This is a genomic window from Streptomyces sp. NPDC046939, assembly GCF_040644575.1.
In the GTDB taxonomy this organism is placed as follows: Bacteria; Actinomycetota; Actinomycetes; order Streptomycetales; family Streptomycetaceae; genus Streptomyces.
The window spans coordinates 16,955-32,576 of record NZ_JBEYWV010000054.1; the positions used below are offsets into that span (position 1 = coordinate 16,955).

General features: G+C 68.0%; 12 protein-coding genes. 5 read left to right on the forward strand and 7 right to left on the reverse strand.

Translation table 11 applies throughout. The features are described 5' to 3' along the window. Positions 1–2: 2 nt before the first annotated feature. From ABZ877_RS38280 to ABZ877_RS38295, 4 genes are all read left to right on the forward strand, one after another. Positions 3–1,520 (forward strand): putative T7SS-secreted protein, encoded by a 1,518-nt coding sequence (locus tag ABZ877_RS38280; protein WP_361080979.1) that lies wholly within the window; start codon positions 3–5, stop codon positions 1,518–1,520. 21 nt (positions 1,521–1,541) lie between these two features. Beyond that, positions 1,542–2,246: a hypothetical protein gene (locus ABZ877_RS38285; RefSeq protein ID WP_361080981.1), complete on the forward strand. Its 705-nt coding sequence runs from the start codon at positions 1,542–1,544 to the stop codon at positions 2,244–2,246. Positions 2,247–2,281: 35 nt separating this feature from the next. After that, positions 2,282–2,734, forward strand: a complete 453-nt coding sequence (locus tag ABZ877_RS38290; protein WP_361080983.1) for a hypothetical protein — start codon at positions 2,282–2,284, stop codon at positions 2,732–2,734. A 182-nt stretch (positions 2,735–2,916) separates the two neighbouring features. Beyond that, the gene (locus tag ABZ877_RS38295; protein WP_361080985.1) at positions 2,917–3,081 is read left to right on the forward strand and encodes a hypothetical protein; all 165 of its coding nucleotides are present in this window, start codon (positions 2,917–2,919) and stop codon (positions 3,079–3,081) included. A gap of 255 nt (positions 3,082–3,336) precedes the next feature. Here the strand turns inward: ABZ877_RS38295 and ABZ877_RS38300 are convergent, their stop codons facing one another. Continuing rightward, positions 3,337–3,831 carry a hypothetical protein gene (locus ABZ877_RS38300; protein ID WP_361080987.1) on the reverse strand — a complete coding sequence of 165 codons (495 nt, stop codon included), beginning with the start codon at positions 3,829–3,831 and terminating at the stop codon, positions 3,337–3,339. Positions 3,832–4,091: 260 nt separating this feature from the next. Here ABZ877_RS38300 and ABZ877_RS38305 point away from each other — a divergent pair, with 260 nt between their 5' ends. After that, positions 4,092–6,083 carry a PIG-L family deacetylase gene (locus ABZ877_RS38305; protein ID WP_361080995.1) on the forward strand — a complete coding sequence of 664 codons (1,992 nt, stop codon included), beginning with the start codon at positions 4,092–4,094 and terminating at the stop codon, positions 6,081–6,083. Between the two features lie 204 nt (positions 6,084–6,287). Here the strand turns inward: ABZ877_RS38305 and tuf are convergent, their stop codons facing one another. The 6 genes from tuf to ABZ877_RS38335 all read right to left on the reverse strand — a co-directional run bounded on the left by tuf (position 6,288) and on the right by ABZ877_RS38335 (position 15,493). Next, positions 6,288–7,481 carry an elongation factor Tu gene (gene tuf / locus ABZ877_RS38310; RefSeq protein ID WP_361080989.1) on the reverse strand — a complete coding sequence of 398 codons (1,194 nt, stop codon included), beginning with the start codon at positions 7,479–7,481 and terminating at the stop codon, positions 6,288–6,290. Positions 7,482–7,624: 143 nt separating this feature from the next. Next, positions 7,625–9,751 (reverse strand): elongation factor G, encoded by a 2,127-nt coding sequence (fusA, locus tag ABZ877_RS38315; RefSeq protein ID WP_361080990.1) that lies wholly within the window; start codon positions 9,749–9,751, stop codon positions 7,625–7,627. A gap of 39 nt (positions 9,752–9,790) precedes the next feature. Further along, entirely contained in the window at positions 9,791–10,261 is a 471-nt protein-coding gene (gene rpsG, locus ABZ877_RS38320; RefSeq protein ID WP_119286186.1) for a 30S ribosomal protein S7, read from the reverse strand. Positions 10,262–10,263: 2 nt separating this feature from the next. Continuing rightward, complete coding sequence (gene rpsL, locus ABZ877_RS38325; RefSeq protein WP_003948652.1) at positions 10,264–10,635, reverse strand: 30S ribosomal protein S12; 372 nt, start codon at positions 10,633–10,635, stop codon at positions 10,264–10,266. Positions 10,636–10,931: 296 nt separating this feature from the next. Continuing rightward, positions 10,932–11,414: a DUF1707 and DUF4190 domain-containing protein gene (locus tag ABZ877_RS38330; protein ID WP_361080997.1), complete on the reverse strand. Its 483-nt coding sequence runs from the start codon at positions 11,412–11,414 to the stop codon at positions 10,932–10,934. A gap of 179 nt (positions 11,415–11,593) precedes the next feature. Continuing rightward, positions 11,594–15,493: a DNA-directed RNA polymerase subunit beta' gene (locus ABZ877_RS38335; protein ID WP_361080993.1), complete on the reverse strand. Its 3,900-nt coding sequence runs from the start codon at positions 15,491–15,493 to the stop codon at positions 11,594–11,596. Positions 15,494–15,622 lie beyond the last annotated feature (129 nt).

Genomic DNA, 15,622 nt, shown 5'->3' on the forward strand with positions numbered 1-15,622 from the left:
CCATGACCACGCAGACCTACGACGCACTCGGCTTTGACCCGGCCCCTGGGGTACCTGCTTCCGTACAGAAGCTGGTCACCTCACTGGAGGCGGCGGGCAAGCGGCTGAGCGAGGCACACGGGACGCTGTCCAAACTGGGGAAGGCGAACGCGGCCTGGGAGGGCCTGGCCGCCGAGGCCTTCACCAAGAAGCTCGGCTCTCTGCCCAAGTACCTCGCGGACGGCCACAGCTCGGTGGCGGACGCCTCGCACGCGCTGAACACCTGGCACACCCGGCTGACGGAGTTCCAGATCCTCGCCGCCCGCTACGAGCGCGAGGCCGAGGCGGCCCGGCGCACCCTCACGAGCGCACAGGGCAGCCCCGACCTCAAACTGGCGGGCAAGACGTTCGACACCGATGCGGCCCTGCACGACGCACAGCGGCGCCTGGACCATGCGGTCCAGCGGGTGAACGAGGCGCAGGGCGACCTCGACGCCATCATCAGGAAGGCCCGGTCCCTCCTGGAGCACCACGACGAGGCGGCCCGCGCCGCGGCAAGCATCATCCGCAAGGCCGCCGACCTCGCGCCTGACCAGAGCCTGCTCGACAAGTTCATGGACACGCTCAAGGGCATCGGCGACCAGCTCAAGAAGATGGCCGGCGACCTCTGGAAGTGGATCCAGAAGCACGCGGACACGATCTACAAGATCGGCGACTGGCTGGGCTACGCCAGCGCGGCCTGCGACGTCCTCGCCGTCGTCTTCTCGGAGACCATCATCGGCGCGGCAGTCTTCGAGGGCATCGGTATGGCCCTCAACGGCGGCGCCCTCGCCATGCACGGCCTGGGCTGGGCGGCGGGCGCCAAGAAGGGCAGCTGGGTCGACATCGGCCTGGACGTGGTCGGCTTCGTGCCGTTCGGGGACTTTCTTCGAGTGGGGAAAGTGGCCACGGGAGCGTTCAAGGGCGTCAAGATCCCGATGGAAGTGGCCGACTTCGGAGCCAAAGCCGCGGACTCGTGGAAGCGTGCCGACGACATCATCCAACACGTCGGAGGATCGGCCAGACTGGGCAGTGACGCCGAGAAGTGGTTCATGCGCAATGCGCGGGCCCTGGGCGGCAAGGCCGATGCCATCCACATCACCGCGGACACGTTCGCGGACCGCTTCAAGGTGGCGGTGGCCAGGGAACTCGGCGACCGCAACCTGTATCGGGCCGGCACCGGCATCACGGACGCGGCTCTGCACCAAGTGGTGCCCAAGCTGGTTGAGCACACCCCGCTGGGCCGCATCCCCGCGATCGCCGACTCCGTGAAACCGTTCGTCGACGACGCCGGCCGCATCAGCCACTACGTCGACCCCCACTCGTGGACCGCGCGTGGATACGAGGCGGCCACCGGCGCCCACAACCTCTACAAGGAGGGTGTGCGCCACTTCAGCGAAGACATCCAGTACGGATCTGAGAAGGTGCACGAAAGCCTTGACCGCGCACGTGACACGGCGGGCAACCTACTCAACCGGGCGTCGGCCCTCAATCCGTTCTGACCGTGGGAAACGGAAGGCAGCATGAACCATCAGCCGCAGCAACCGTGGGCCCCTGTCCCGCCCGGCCAGGCCATGGCCGTCCCACCCCGGTACGCGTTTGCGGTCAGCTCCAACAACCCGATCCCCCTAGGCGAGGTGCCGGGCCTTCCGCCGGGTCTGGAGATGGCTGCGACGCTGCGGCTGTCGGGCGCAGACCCGCTGGCCCCGCCTGTGGCCCGGGTCTGCGTGCCGCGGACCAACGCGCCCTTGTCCCTGTCGGCGCCGGTGCCGTTCTGGGTCCAGGGCGGTAGCGGCGAGCTGCTGTGTTCCGTCCACCCCGCGGACTCCGGCGCCTTCGATGTGCACGGCGCGGACGGCGCGCCGCTGGCCCGCGTCACGTACCGGGTCGGTCGCTTCCTGCCCTGGCCGCGGCGCACCCGGTGGTCCGCCGCTGGATTCACCGGCCGGACCGGGACCTGGTACGCGTGGCTGGGGTACGTGGTGACGTACCCGGTGTGGCTGATCGCCGCGGTGTTTTCCGTCGTATACGCCCTGATCGAGGGCGACACGACCGACTCCAACTGGAGGCCTCCGACCCGCGTCAGATGGCGAGGGCGTGGCCTCCGTACGGTCCTTGACTACCGGGGCATCACCAAGGTCTACCGCGTCGAGCCCCGGCACATCGACATCCGTATCGCCTACCCGCTCGCTGTCCTGCACGACTGGAGCCGTCGGAGCCGCACTTGAGCAGCGGGCCCCCGAGGTCGCTCACAGCGGCGCGCGTGCGCTACGCACTGCAATGGCTGTGGTTCCCACTGCTCTGCGCGCTGTGGCTGGTGCCCTGGCTGATCCTGGTGTCCCTGTACTTCGTGTTCCTCCCCTTTACCTTCCTCTGGGACCTCGACGCGCCGGGCATGCCCGGTACCGGCCGCCGGTTCCGCGCGCGCCGCCGCGTGTGGCTGAACCGCAAGCGCATGCGCAGGGAGTGCTCCGCCGACCTCCCCTGGTTGGAGGACCAGCTGCGGGCCCTGTTCGACAACCGGTCACCGGTCCTTGAAGGCCGTCAGAGCAGCGGCACGACATGGCGCCACCGGGACGGTCGCATCGAGATCGACGACAGCTACTACCGGCAGCTCGGCGTGGCACGCGCCGTCCAGATCGCCCAGGAGTACGGCTACACGGCGGACGTGGAGGACGCACCGAAGTGGTTGACGTTGAAGTACCGAGCCGCATGAGTGATACGCGCCCGCGCCTGGGCTCCCCGCCCGCACAAGTCGGCGCCGCGTGTCTGGAGCCGCTATTGCCTGCAGTGGGTATGGGGCCCCGTGCTGTGGTTGCCCGCCCGCATTCCGCTGCTCCTGGTCGACCACCGGCTCCACTGTGTACCCATACGCCCCGGCGTCCCTGCCCCGCTGCCGTGCTTGGGTGCTTCCACCGTCTCGGCATCGACGACAGCTATTACCGGCTGCTCGGCGCCCGCCGCGCCTGGGAGGTCGCGCACTACGGGTTCGGCTGGGAACTGGCCGCCGACGTGGAGGGGAAGCTCACCGGCCGGCTGGACCTCCGGTGCCCGCGCCGGTGAGCGGCTACCGGGACCTCAGCAAGGTCTACCGCGTCGACCCCGGCGCCTGATCATCCGTATCGCCTACGCACTCGCCGTGCTGCACGACTGGAGCCGTACGTGAGCAACGGGGCGCCCGCCGATCATCACGCCCCATGCTCCCCGACAGCGCCGCGGGCATGGTCGAGCGCCTCCTCGTCCGGGGCGACCCAGCTTTCGAAGTGAGGGTCCACAACCTGGGCCGCCAGCTCCGCGGCATCCTCGACGGACAGGCCGCTAGACGGACAGGCCGGTGTACTCGAAGAACCAGCCGAGCGCCTGCGCACACGTACCGAGCCACAGCCCCCCGGCCTGCGTGCGCTCGACAACGAGGGTCACGAGCGGAGCCACCCCGCGTTCGCGCAGGCGGACCACCTCGCCCGCGTCGGCGGCGGCGCCCCCGCCGGGAGCGAGCCGCGCGAAGGCACCGGCAAGCTCTTCCAGCCAGGCGCGCCACTGCAGCAGCGCGCTGGTGTACCGCCGCGCCTGCGCGTCCAGGTCACCGGCGCCGATCCCACTGGGCGGCAGGCTCGTGATGACGGTCCCTGAGTCGGGATACTCCTGCACCGCGTAGAGCCATCCACCCGCCCACGTCCCGTAGTGCCCGGCGAGCCCTCTGGCGATCGACTCGTCCGACCACAGGCCGCGCCGACGACCCGAATCGGGGTCGACGGCAGCTACCACCGCACGGACCGCGTCGAGCGCGCCCTCGGGGTCGAAGGGGTGCGTCATGAGGTCCAGGTTCTGCCACGTCAAGGAGGCCGACCAGGCATCGTTCGGGGTGACGGCTCCTCCTGGTGCGTCCGGAACGACTTATGAACAGAACATGTACGCACATGGAACCTGAATTCCCTTTCCCCCCTCTACCCAGGTGAAACACCTGAACAGAGGCGAGCGCACTGTCGACCGCTGCCTCATCAGCGGACGGAGTGAGCGTCACCGTGCGGAAGCGACCTGCGATATTTGGGTCCGAAAAGCCCGTTAGCGGAGCTATATCCCAGAGGGCGGAGCGCCCTGGGATATCGCGGCGCGGGATCCTCACCGCCGGTGCCGCCCTCGCCGGGGCGGGAGCCCTCAGCGCCTGCTCCCGCGTGACGCCCTCCACCCCGCCGCACACCACCGCCCCGTCCCCCGCGACCGGCCGCCCCGCCGCCCAAGCGGAGCGCGCGCTGCAGATGCAGATCCTCGCCCACCCGGACGACGACCTGTACTTCATGAACCCGGACACGCAGCACTCGCTCGACGCCGGCACCCCGCTCGTCTGCGTCTACGTCACGGCCGGCGAGGCCCACGGCCAGAACAAGTCGCCCGAGGACCGCAACCCCCGCCCCGACAAGGCCGCCTACTCCTCCGCCCGCCACCAGGGCCTGCGCCAGTCCTACGCGACCCAGCTCGGGCTGCCCATGTTCACCCGCTGGAACAACGGCGTCCTGCGCCTGCGCAACGGCTTCCGGGCCGAGGTCAGCACGCTCGAACACCAGGGCCGCCGCGTCGAGCTGATCCACCTCGACCTGTCCATGCACACCCCGCTCGGACACATGGGCGTTCCCTCCATGTGGCGCGAGCGCGGTCTGCTCCTGCGCACCCTCGTCCCCGCCGGTTCACCGCTGCGCACCGTCCAGACGTACGACTACGACTCCCTGGTCGACACCCTCGTTGCCCTCTTCGAACGCTACCGGCCGACCCTCGTGCACACGCTCGACCCGGACCCGGACATCCAGCTCAGCGACCGGCTCACCGCGATCCGCGACAGCGAGCAGATCGGCTTCTCCGACCACGCCGACCACACCGCCGTCGCCTCCTTCACCTGGGCCGCGCTGATCCGCTGGGCGCAGACGGCGAAGGGCGGGCCGCCCGCGTTCGTCGCCACCGCCTTCCGCGGCTACTACAACAACCACTGGCCCAAGAACCTCCCCCCGAAGGTGCTCAAGGAGAAGGCCGCGCACCTCGTCCCGTACGGTGCCGCGCCCGACTGGGACTGCGGCAACCCCTCCGGCTGCGGCGACTACAACGTCGGCGGCGACCGCCCCCTCACCAACCGCAAGGGCTGGGTCCGCGCCACCCACTACCGCTACCCGGGCCCGCGCCTCGCCCTCCAGCAGAACCCGGACGGCGCCGTCACCGCGTACGGCGTCCTCGGCCTGCGCGCGGTCCGCTACGACGAGAAGGACGGCGGCTTCGGCGCCCCGGTCGACCTCGGCGGCGGCCCGCTCGCCCCGGTGCTCAGCAGCGCCGCGCTCTCCGACGGCCGTCACCTCGTGTTCGGGCTGCGGCTCGCCGCGGTCGAGGGCAGGGGCGGCTCCAACGTCCGCGAGGTCGTCGTCCTCGAACAGCGCGGGCCCCGCAAGTACGGCTCCTGGACCAGCCTCGGCAACCCGGAGACCGACCCCGACCGCGGCCGCCGCATCGGCGTCCCGGTCACCGTCACCGCCCCCGACGGCCGCGTCCACCTCTTCGTACGCAACGCCGACCAGGGCATCAGCACGCGAGTCCGCGACACCTCCGGTACGTGGTCGGCCTGGCACGATCTCGGCGGCGGGCCCGTGCAGGACGGCCTGACCGCCGTCGTCGGCCCCGACCGCCAGGTACACGTGTACGGGCCCGGCCACTACACCGTCCACCACTGGACGCCGGACGGGCCCGACCCGCTCACCGGGCTGCCGACCCCGGCCGACGCGATAGCCGTGGCGGGCGACCGGCTCTACTACCGCCCGCCCGCCTCCGACCGCCTGCTCTCCCCCGGTGGCCCCGCCGTGAACTTCCCCGGCTACGGTCCTGTCCTCGCCGCCGGCCCCTACCTCGTCGGCAACGACCTGGCGGGCCGCGTCCAGCTCCACCACGACGGCCGGATCAGCCACCCGGCGACGGCCCCGGTGTCCCTGAACGGCCCGTCCCTCACCGTCGGCCGCCGCGGCCCGACGATCGCGGGCTTCTCCCCGGACGCCCGCCCTTGGCTCTGGCGCCCGTCACAGACGCAGGCCTGAGCAGTACCTGCCGGGCTCCGCCCAGGCGGCGCCGCCCACGGAGACCTCAGCCCCGCCGCGCGTGTGCTTCGAGTCCCGGGCACGGACCGCGCGGCATCCCCTAGATCGACATCCAGGCATGAGAAAGGGCCCGTACGACCGAAGTCGTACGGGCCCTTTCAGAGCTCGCAGGAGCTACCAGGCATCAAGCCCAAGTAAGCGGACTTACTTGTTGATCTTGGTGACCTGGCCGGCGCCGACGGTCCGGCCACCCTCACGGATGGCGAACTTCAGGCCCTCTTCCATGGCGACGGGCTGGATGAGCTCAACGGTCATCTCAGTGTTGTCACCCGGCATGACCATCTCGGTGCCCTCGGGGAGGGTCACGACGCCGGTCACGTCCGTGGTACGGAAGTAGAACTGCGGGCGGTAGTTGTTGAAGAACGGGGTGTGACGGCCACCCTCGTCCTTCGACAGGATGTAGGCCTGGGCCTCGAACTCGGTGTGCGGCGTGACCGAACCGGGCTTGATGATGACCTGGCCGCGCTCGACGTCCTCGCGCTTGATGCCACGGAGGAGCAGACCGACGTTCTCACCGGCCTGGCCCTCGTCGAGCAGCTTGCGGAACATCTCGATGCCGGTGACCGTGGTGGTGGTCTTCTCGGTCTTGATGCCGATGATGTCGACGGTCTCGTTGACCTTGAGGACACCACGCTCGATGCGGCCGGTGACGACGGTGCCACGACCGGTGATCGTGAAGACGTCCTCGATCGGCATCAGGAACGGCTTGTCGACGTCGCGCTCGGGCTCCGGGATGGACTCGTCCACGGCCTTCATGAGCTCGAGGACCGAGTTGCCCCACTCCTTGTCGCCCTCAAGGGCCTTCAGAGCGGAGACCTTGACGACCGGAACGTCGTCGCCCGGGAACTCGTACTCGGAGAGGAGCTCACGGACCTCGAGCTCGACGAGCTCCAGGATCTCCTCGTCGTCCACCATGTCGGCCTTGTTCAGGGCGACGACGATGTACGGAACGCCGACCTGGCGGGCCAGGAGCACGTGCTCCTTGGTCTGCGGCATCGGGCCGTCGGTGGCGGCGACCACGAGGATGGCGCCGTCCATCTGCGCGGCACCCGTGATCATGTTCTTGATGTAGTCCGCGTGACCGGGGCAGTCGACGTGCGCGTAGTGACGCGTCTCCGTCTGGTACTCGACGTGCGCGATCGAGATGGTGATACCGCGCTGGCGCTCCTCAGGAGCCTTGTCGATCTGGTCGAAGGCCGAGGCCTCGTTCAGGTCCGGGTACGCGTCGTGCAGCACCTTGGTAATGGCGGCCGTGAGGGTCGTCTTACCGTGGTCGATGTGACCGATGGTGCCGATGTTGACGTGCGGCTTAGTCCGCTCGAACTTCGCCTTCGCCACTGGGTCCTCCTGTGGAGTGGTTCTGTACGCCTTGCTTCATCGGCGCCAGGTGATCTTTGCTGGGAAGCCAGCCGCCGGGGTCTTGCCTTGCGGGGTCGAACCCCGGCGGATGGTGTCAAGCCTAAAGCGTGAACTCGGGTGAGTTACTCGCCCTTGGCCTTCGCGATGATCTCCTCGGCGACGTTCCGCGGAACCTCGGCGTAGGAGTCGAACTGCATTGAGTAGCTTGCGCGACCCGACGTCTTGCTGCGGAGGTCTCCGACGTAGCCGAACATCTCCGAGAGGGGCACGAGGCCCTTCACGACGCGAGCGCCGCTGCGCTCCTCCATGGCCTGGATCTGGCCACGGCGGGAGTTGATGTCGCCGATGACGTCACCCATGTAGTCCTCGGGCGTGGTGACCTCGACGGCCATCATCGGCTCGAGGAGCACGGGCTTCGCCTGACGCGCGGCCTCCTTGAAGGCCTGCGAACCGGCGATCTTGAAGGCCAGCTCGGAGGAGTCGACCTCGTGGTAGGCACCGTCGAGAAGCGTGACGCGGACGCCCGTCATCTCGTAGCCGGCGAGGATGCCGAACTGCATGGCTTCCTGCGCACCCGCGTCCACCGACGGGATGTACTCCCGGGGGATGCGGCCACCGGTGACCTTGTTGACGAACTCGTACGACGCCTCGCCGCCCTCGATGGGCTCGATCGCGATCTGCACCTTGGCGAACTGACCGGTACCACCGGTCTGCTTCTTGTGGGTGAAGTCCACGCGCTCGACGGCCCGACGGATCGTCTCGCGGTACGCGACCTGCGGCTTGCCGACGTTCGCCTCGACGCGGAACTCGCGCTTCATGCGGTCGACGAGCACCTCGAGGTGAAGCTCGCCCATACCACCGATGATGGTCTGGCCGGTCTCCTCGTCCGAGTGAACCTGGAAGGAGGGGTCCTCCTCCGAGAGACGCTGGATGGCAACGCCCAGCTTCTCCTGGTCACCCTTGGACTTCGGCTCGATGGCGACCTGGATGACCGGCGCCGGGAAGTCCATGGACTCCAGGATGACCGGGGCCTTGTCGTCACAGAGCGTCTCGCCCGTGGTGGTCTGCTTCAGACCCATGACGGCGACGATGTCACCGGCGCCCACCGACTCGATCTCCTCACGCTTGTTCGCGTGCATACGGTAGATCTTGCCGATGCGCTCCTTCTTGCCCTTCACGGAGTTCAGCACCGCGGTGCCGGACTCCAGGCGGCCCGAGTAGACCCGGACGAAGGTGAGCTTGCCGAGGTGCGGGTCGCTCATGATCTTGAAGGCCAGAGCGGCCAGCGGCTCGTCGTCCGACGGCTTGCGCTTGACGACCTCCTCCGGGTCGTTGACGGCGTGGCCCTCGATGGCCTCGACGTCGAGCGGAGTCGGAAGGTAACGCACGACGGCGTCGAGCAGGGGCTGAACGCCCTTGTTCTTGAACGCGGTGCCGCAGAACACGGGGGTGACGGTGGTGTCGCCGCCCTTGCCGGAGGCGATGGTGATGCGACGCACGGCGGCGTGCAGCTGCTCCACGGTGGGCTCGGTGCCCTCCAGGAACAGCTCCATCATCTCCTCGTCGTTCTCCGCGACGGCCTCGAGCAGCTTGCCGCGGTACTCCTCGGCAGCCTCGACGTGCGTGGCGGGGATGTCGACGATGTCGTAGGCCTCGCCCTTGGCGGCCTCGGCCGACCAGACGAACGCCTTCATCGTGACGAGGTCGACGACGCCCTGGAAGTCGGCCTCGGCACCGATCGGGAGCTGCATGACGAGCGGGGTCGCACCGAGGCGGTCGACGATCATGTCGACGCAGCGGTGGAACTCCGCACCCGTGCGGTCCAGCTTGTTGACGAAGCAGATGCGCGGCACGCCGTAACGGTCGGCCTGACGCCACACCGTCTCGGACTGCGGCTCGACGCCGGCGACACCGTCGAACACGGTCACGGCACCGTCGAGCACACGCAGGGAACGCTCCACCTCGACGGTGAAGTCGACGTGGCCCGGGGTGTCGATGATGTTGATCGTGTAGTCGTTGTTGTCGAGCGGCCAGTGGCAGGTGGTGGCAGCGGACGTGATCGTGATGCCACGCTCCTGCTCCTGCTCCATCCAGTCCATCGTGGCGGCGCCGTCGTGGACCTCACCGATCTTGTACGACACGCCCGTGTAGAACAGGATCCGCTCGGTCGTCGTCGTCTTGCCCGCGTCGATGTGGGCCATGATCCCGATGTTGCGGACCTTGGCCAGGTCAAGTGAAGTGGTAGCCATAAGGCTTCAGTCTTCTCTCGGTCTCGATGTGGGTAGCGACTACCAGCGGTAGTGCGCGAAGGCCTTGTTGGACTCGGCCATCTTGTGCGTGTCCTCGCGCTTCTTGACGGCAGCGCCGAGGCCGTTCGAGGCGTCGAGCAGCTCGTTCGTCAGACGCTCGGTCATCGTCTTCTCGCGGCGGGCGCGCGAGTAACCGACGAGCCAGCGGAGCGCGAGCGTGTTGGCGCGACCGGGCTTGACCTCGATCGGCACCTGGTAGGTGGCGCCACCGACACGGCGGGACTTGACCTCGAGGGTCGGCTTGATGTTCTCCAGTGCGCGCTTCAGCGTGATGACCGGGTCGTTGCCCGACTTCTCGCGCAGGCCCTCCATGGCGCCGTACACGATGCGCTCGGCGGTGGAGCGCTTGCCGTTCAGCAGCACCTTGTTGATGAGGGAGGTCACCAGAGGAGAACCGTAGACCGGGTCGATGATGACCGGGCGCTTCGGGGCGGGGCCCTTACGAGGCATTCTTACTTCTCCTTCTTGGCGCCGTAGCGGCTGCGGGCCTGCTTGCGGTTCTTGACACCCTGGGTGTCGAGGGAGCCGCGGATGATCTTGTAGCGAACACCAGGCAGGTCCTTCACACGGCCGCCACGCACGAGCACGATGGAGTGCTCCTGCAGGTTGTGTCCCTCACCCGGGATGTAGGCCGTGACCTCGATGCCCGAGGTCAGACGCACACGCGCGACCTTACGGAGGGCCGAGTTCGGCTTCTTCGGGGTGGTCGTGAACACACGCGTGCAGACGCCACGGCGCTGGGGCGAACCCTCGAGCGCGGGCGTCTTGTTCTTCTCGACCTTGTCCTGCCGGCCCTTACGGACCAGCTGCTGGATCGTAGGCACTACTTCTCCGGTTTCTGTGTGCCGAACAGTAAAGCTAACCTGGAACGCCCTCCGACCCACGCGGTCGGGTGTGTCGAATACTGCAGACCCCCGCGACAAGGCGAGAGAGCGGCAGATTGCGGTGACCTTGATCTAAACCGTTGATCTGAACCAGAACCGGTATCGATCCGGACTCGCCGTGCGGTTGAGGACACGCACACGAGCCCAGGCACACCCCAGGCACAAGGTCTGAGCGTACCTATCTCATAGGCTGTGGTCAAAACAAATACCCCACAGCCCGGACACGCCGGGGCAGCTCAGGCGCCCGAAGAGCCCGCCGCGACGACGATGGCAGTGAGGAACAACACCCAGCCGACGATCGTCAGCCACCCCAGCACGATCCCGGCCACGGCCATCCCGTCGCCCTGCTCCCCCGTGCGCTTGATCTCCGCGCGCGCCATGTGCCCCAGGACGACGGCGGGAACACCGGTCAGCCCCACCGAGAAGAAGGTGGAGACCCCGCACACGAGCGCCCCGATCGCCTTCCCGTTGGTCGGCGCGGGCGGCGGAGGCATCGGCAGGAACGTCCGCGGCACGGGCGCCATGGTCTGCATCGGCTGCTGCTGCGGCACGGGCCCCTGCGGCAGATCCGCGACAAGCACATGCAGCTCGCCCACGGTCCGCGCCTGATACGCCCGCTCCACCCGCTTCTCGTACTCCTCCTGCGGCAGCCGCCCCTCGGCGAACCCGGCCCGCAGCACATCCACGGCCCGCTCCCGGTCCGTGTGCGCGGCGAGCATGGACGACTGCGGGCTCTGCGGCGGCCAGGGCGCCGGCTGCCACGAAGAATTCGACACGAGACCACTCCCCCGGGACCCGGACACTTTGCGTGCCCCCCATCATGCGTCACTACGCCGCAGGGCGGCCACCTCCCGGAAAATCCGGAGATGACCGCCCTGCGGTTCAGGCGACTGCGCGCTTACTGGTTGTACGGACCGTAGTCGTAGTCCTCCAGCGGGACGGCCTGGCCGGAGCCGGTGCCGAACGGCGAGTAGTCGATGTCGTCGTAGCCGACGGCCGAGTACATCGCGGCCTTGGCCTCCTCGGTGGGCTCCACCCGGATGTTGCGGTAGCGGGACAGACCCGTACCGGCCGGGATGAGCTTACCGATGATGACGTTCTCCTTGAGGCCGATGAGGCTGTCGGACTTGGCGTTGATCGCCGCGTCCGTCAGCACTCGGGTCGTCTCCTGGAAGGAGGCGGCCGACAGCCAGGACTCCGTCGCCAGCGAGGCCTTGGTGATACCCATCAGCTGCGGACGGCCGGAGGCCGGGTGGCCGCCTTCCGTCACGACCCGACGGTTCTCGGTCTCGAACTTCGAGCGCTCGACGAGCTCGCCCGGCAGCAGCTCCGCGTCACCGGACTCGATGATCGTCACACGGCGCAGCATCTGCCGGATGATGATCTCGATGTGCTTGTCGTGGATCGACACACCCTGCGAGTTGTAGACCTTCTGGACCTCGCCGACCAGGTGGACCTGGACGGCACGCTGGCCCAGAATGCGCAGCACGTCGTGCGGGTTGGTGGCACCCACGGTGAGCTTCTGGCCCACCTCGACGTGGTCGCCCTCGCCCACGAGCAGACGGGCACGCTTCGAGATCGGGTACGCCGTCTCGTCGCTGCCGTCGTCCGGGGTGACGACGATCTTCTTGGTCTTCTCGGTCTCCTCGATGCGGACACGGCCCGCGGCCTCGGAGATCGGGGCGACACCCTTCGGCGTACGAGCCTCGAAGAGCTCGACGACACGGGGCAGACCCTGGGTGATGTCGTCACCGGCCACACCACCGGTGTGGAAGGTACGCATCGTGAGCTGGGTACCGGGCTCACCGATGGACTGGGCGGCGATGATGCCGACCGCCTCACCGATGTCGACCAGCTTGCCGGTGGCCAGCGAACGGCCGTAGCAGTAGGCACAGGTACCGACCGCCGACTCGCAGGTGAGGACCGAGCGGGTCTTGACGACCTCGACGCCGTGCGCGACCAGCTGGTCGATGAGCACGTCACCCAGGTCGACGTTGGCCGGCGCGATGACCTTGCCGTCGACGACGATGTCCTCGGCGAGCATGCGGGCGTACACGCTGGTCTCGACGTCGTCCGTCTTGCGAAGGACGCCGTCGGCGCCGCGCTCCGCGATCTGGAGCTTGAGGCCACGGTCGGTGCCGCAGTCCTCCTCGCGGATGATGACGTCCTGCGAGACGTCGACCAGACGACGGGTGAGGTAACCCGAGTCGGCCGTACGCAGAGCGGTGTCCGCCAGACCCTTACGAGCACCGTGCGTCGAGATGAAGTACTCGAGCACCGACAGGCCCTCGCGGAACGAGGCCTTGATCGGACGCGGGATCGTCTCGTTCTTGGCGTTCGACACCAGACCGCGCATACCGGCGATCTGGCGCATCTGCATCATGTTTCCTCGGGCACCCGAGTCGACCATCATGAAGATGGGGTTGGTCTTCGGGAAGTTCGCGTTCATCGCCTCGGCGACCTCGTTGGTCGCCTTGGTCCAGATCGCGATGAGCTCCTGAGTGCGCTCTTCCTTCGTGATGAGACCACGCTCGTACTGCTTCTGGACCTTCTCGTCCTGCGCCTCGTAGCCCGCGACGATCTCCTTCTTCGCCTCGGGAACGACGACGTCGGAGATGGCCACGGTGACACCGGAACGGGTCGCCCAGTAGAAGCCCGCCGCCTTCAGGTTGTCGAGCGTCGCCGCCACGATGACCTTGGGGTAGCGCTCGGCCAGGTCGTTGACGATCTCGGAGAGCTGCTTCTTGCCCACCGAGTAGTCGACGAACGGGTAGTCCTCGGGCAGCAGCTCGTTGAAGAGCGCGCGGCCCAGGGACGTACGCAGCCGGAAGCTGTCGCCCGGCTGGTACTCCGGCTCGCCCTCCTCGACGGCCGGCGGGGTCCAGCCGCGCGGCGGCATGGTGCCGACCGGGAAGCGGATGTCGACCTGCGACTGCAGCGCCAGCTCACCGGCGTCGAACGCCATGATCGCCTCGGCCGTGGAGCCGAACGAACGGCCCTCGCCCTTGGTGTCACGCAGCTCGCCGTCGGTGGTGAGGAAGAACAGACCGAGGACCATGTCCTGGGTCGGCATCGTCACCGGGCGGCCGTCGGCCGGCTTGAGGATGTTGTTCGAGGAGAGCATCAGGATGCGCGCCTCGGCCTGCGCCTCCGCGGAGAGCGGCAGGTGGACGGCCATCTGGTCACCGTCGAAGTCCGCGTTGAACGCGGTGCAGACGAGCGGGTGGATCTGGATGGCCTTGCCCTCGACCAGCTGCGGCTCGAAGGCCTGGATGCCGAGGCGGTGCAGCGTCGGCGCACGGTTCAGCAGAACCGGGTGCTCGGCGATGACCTCTTCCAGGACGTCGTACACGACCGTGCGGCCGCGCTCGACCATGCGCTTGGCGCTCTTGATGTTCTGCGCGTGGTTCAGGTCGACCAGGCGCTTCATCACGAACGGCTTGAAGAGCTCAAGCGCCATGGCCTTCGGGAGACCGCACTGGTGCAGCTTCAGCTGCGGGCCGACGACGATGACGGAACGCGCCGAGTAGTCGACTCGCTTGCCGAGCAGGTTCTGACGGAAACGACCCTGCTTGCCCTTGAGCATGTCGGACAGCGACTTCAGCGGACGGTTGCCGGGGCCCGTGACCGGGCGACCACGACGGCCGTTGTCGAAGAGCGCGTCGACGGCCTCCTGGAGCATGCGCTTCTCGTTGTTCACGATGATCTCGGGCGCGCCGAGGTCGAGAAGCCGCTTCAGGCGGTTGTTGCGGTTGATGACGCGGCGGTACAGGTCGTTGAGGTCGGAGGTCGCGAAGCGGCCACCGTCGAGCTGCACCATCGGACGCAGGTCCGGCGGGATGACCGGCACGCAGTCGAGCACCATGCCCTTGGGGCTGTTGCTGGTCTGCAGGAACGCGGAGACGACCTTGAGGCGCTTGAGCGCACGGGTCTTCTTCTGGCCCTTGCCGGTACGGATGATCTCGCGGAGGCGCTCGGCCTCCTCGTCGAGGTCGAAGGACTCCAGGCGCTTCTGCAGCGCGGCGGCGCCCATCGAGCCGTCGAAGTACGTGCCGAAACGGTCACGCAGCTCGCGGTAGAGCAGCTCGTCGCCCTCGAGGTCCTGGACCTTGAGGTTCTTGAAGCGCGACCAGACCTCGTCCAGACGGTCGATCTCGCGCTGCGCACGATCGCGCAGCTGCTTCATCTCACGCTCGGCACCCTCGCGCACCTTGCGGCGCACATCGGCCTTGGCACCCTCGGCCTCCAGCTCGGCCAGGTCGGACTCGAGCTTCTTGGCGCGGGCCTCCAGGTCGGAGTCGCGGCGGTTCTCCACCTGCTGGCGCTCGACCTGGACGTGCGCCTCCAGGGAGGGCAGGTCGCGGGTACGGCGCTCCTCGTCCACGTACGTGATCATGTACGCGGCGAAGTAGATGACCTTCTCGAGGTCCTTCGGGGCGAGGTCGAGCAGGTAGCCCAGACGCGACGGAACGCCCTTGAAGTACCAGATGTGCGTGACGGGCGCGGCGAGCTCGATGTGGCCCATCCGCTCACGGCGCACCTTGGCGCGGGTGACCTCGACGCCACAGCGCTCGCAGATGATGCCCTTGAAGCGGACACGCTTGTACTTGCCGCAGTAGCACTCCCAGTCCCGGGTGGGGCCGAAGATCTTCTCGCAGAAGAGCCCGTCCTTTTCCGGCTTGAGGGTGCGGTAGTTGATGGTCTCGGGCTTCTTGACCTCGCCGTGGCTCCACTGACGGATGTCGTCAGCGGTGGCCAGACCGATCCGGAGCTCATCGAAGAAGTTGACGTCGAGCACTATGCGTCAATCCCTCTCAGGGTTGTAAGTCTGTGGTCTGAAACGGGGGTCGCGGGGTCGGGGGGGGGGGGGGGGGGGGCCCCCCCCCCCCACCCCCCCACGAAACAAAAAAACGAGGGGGGGAGGCGC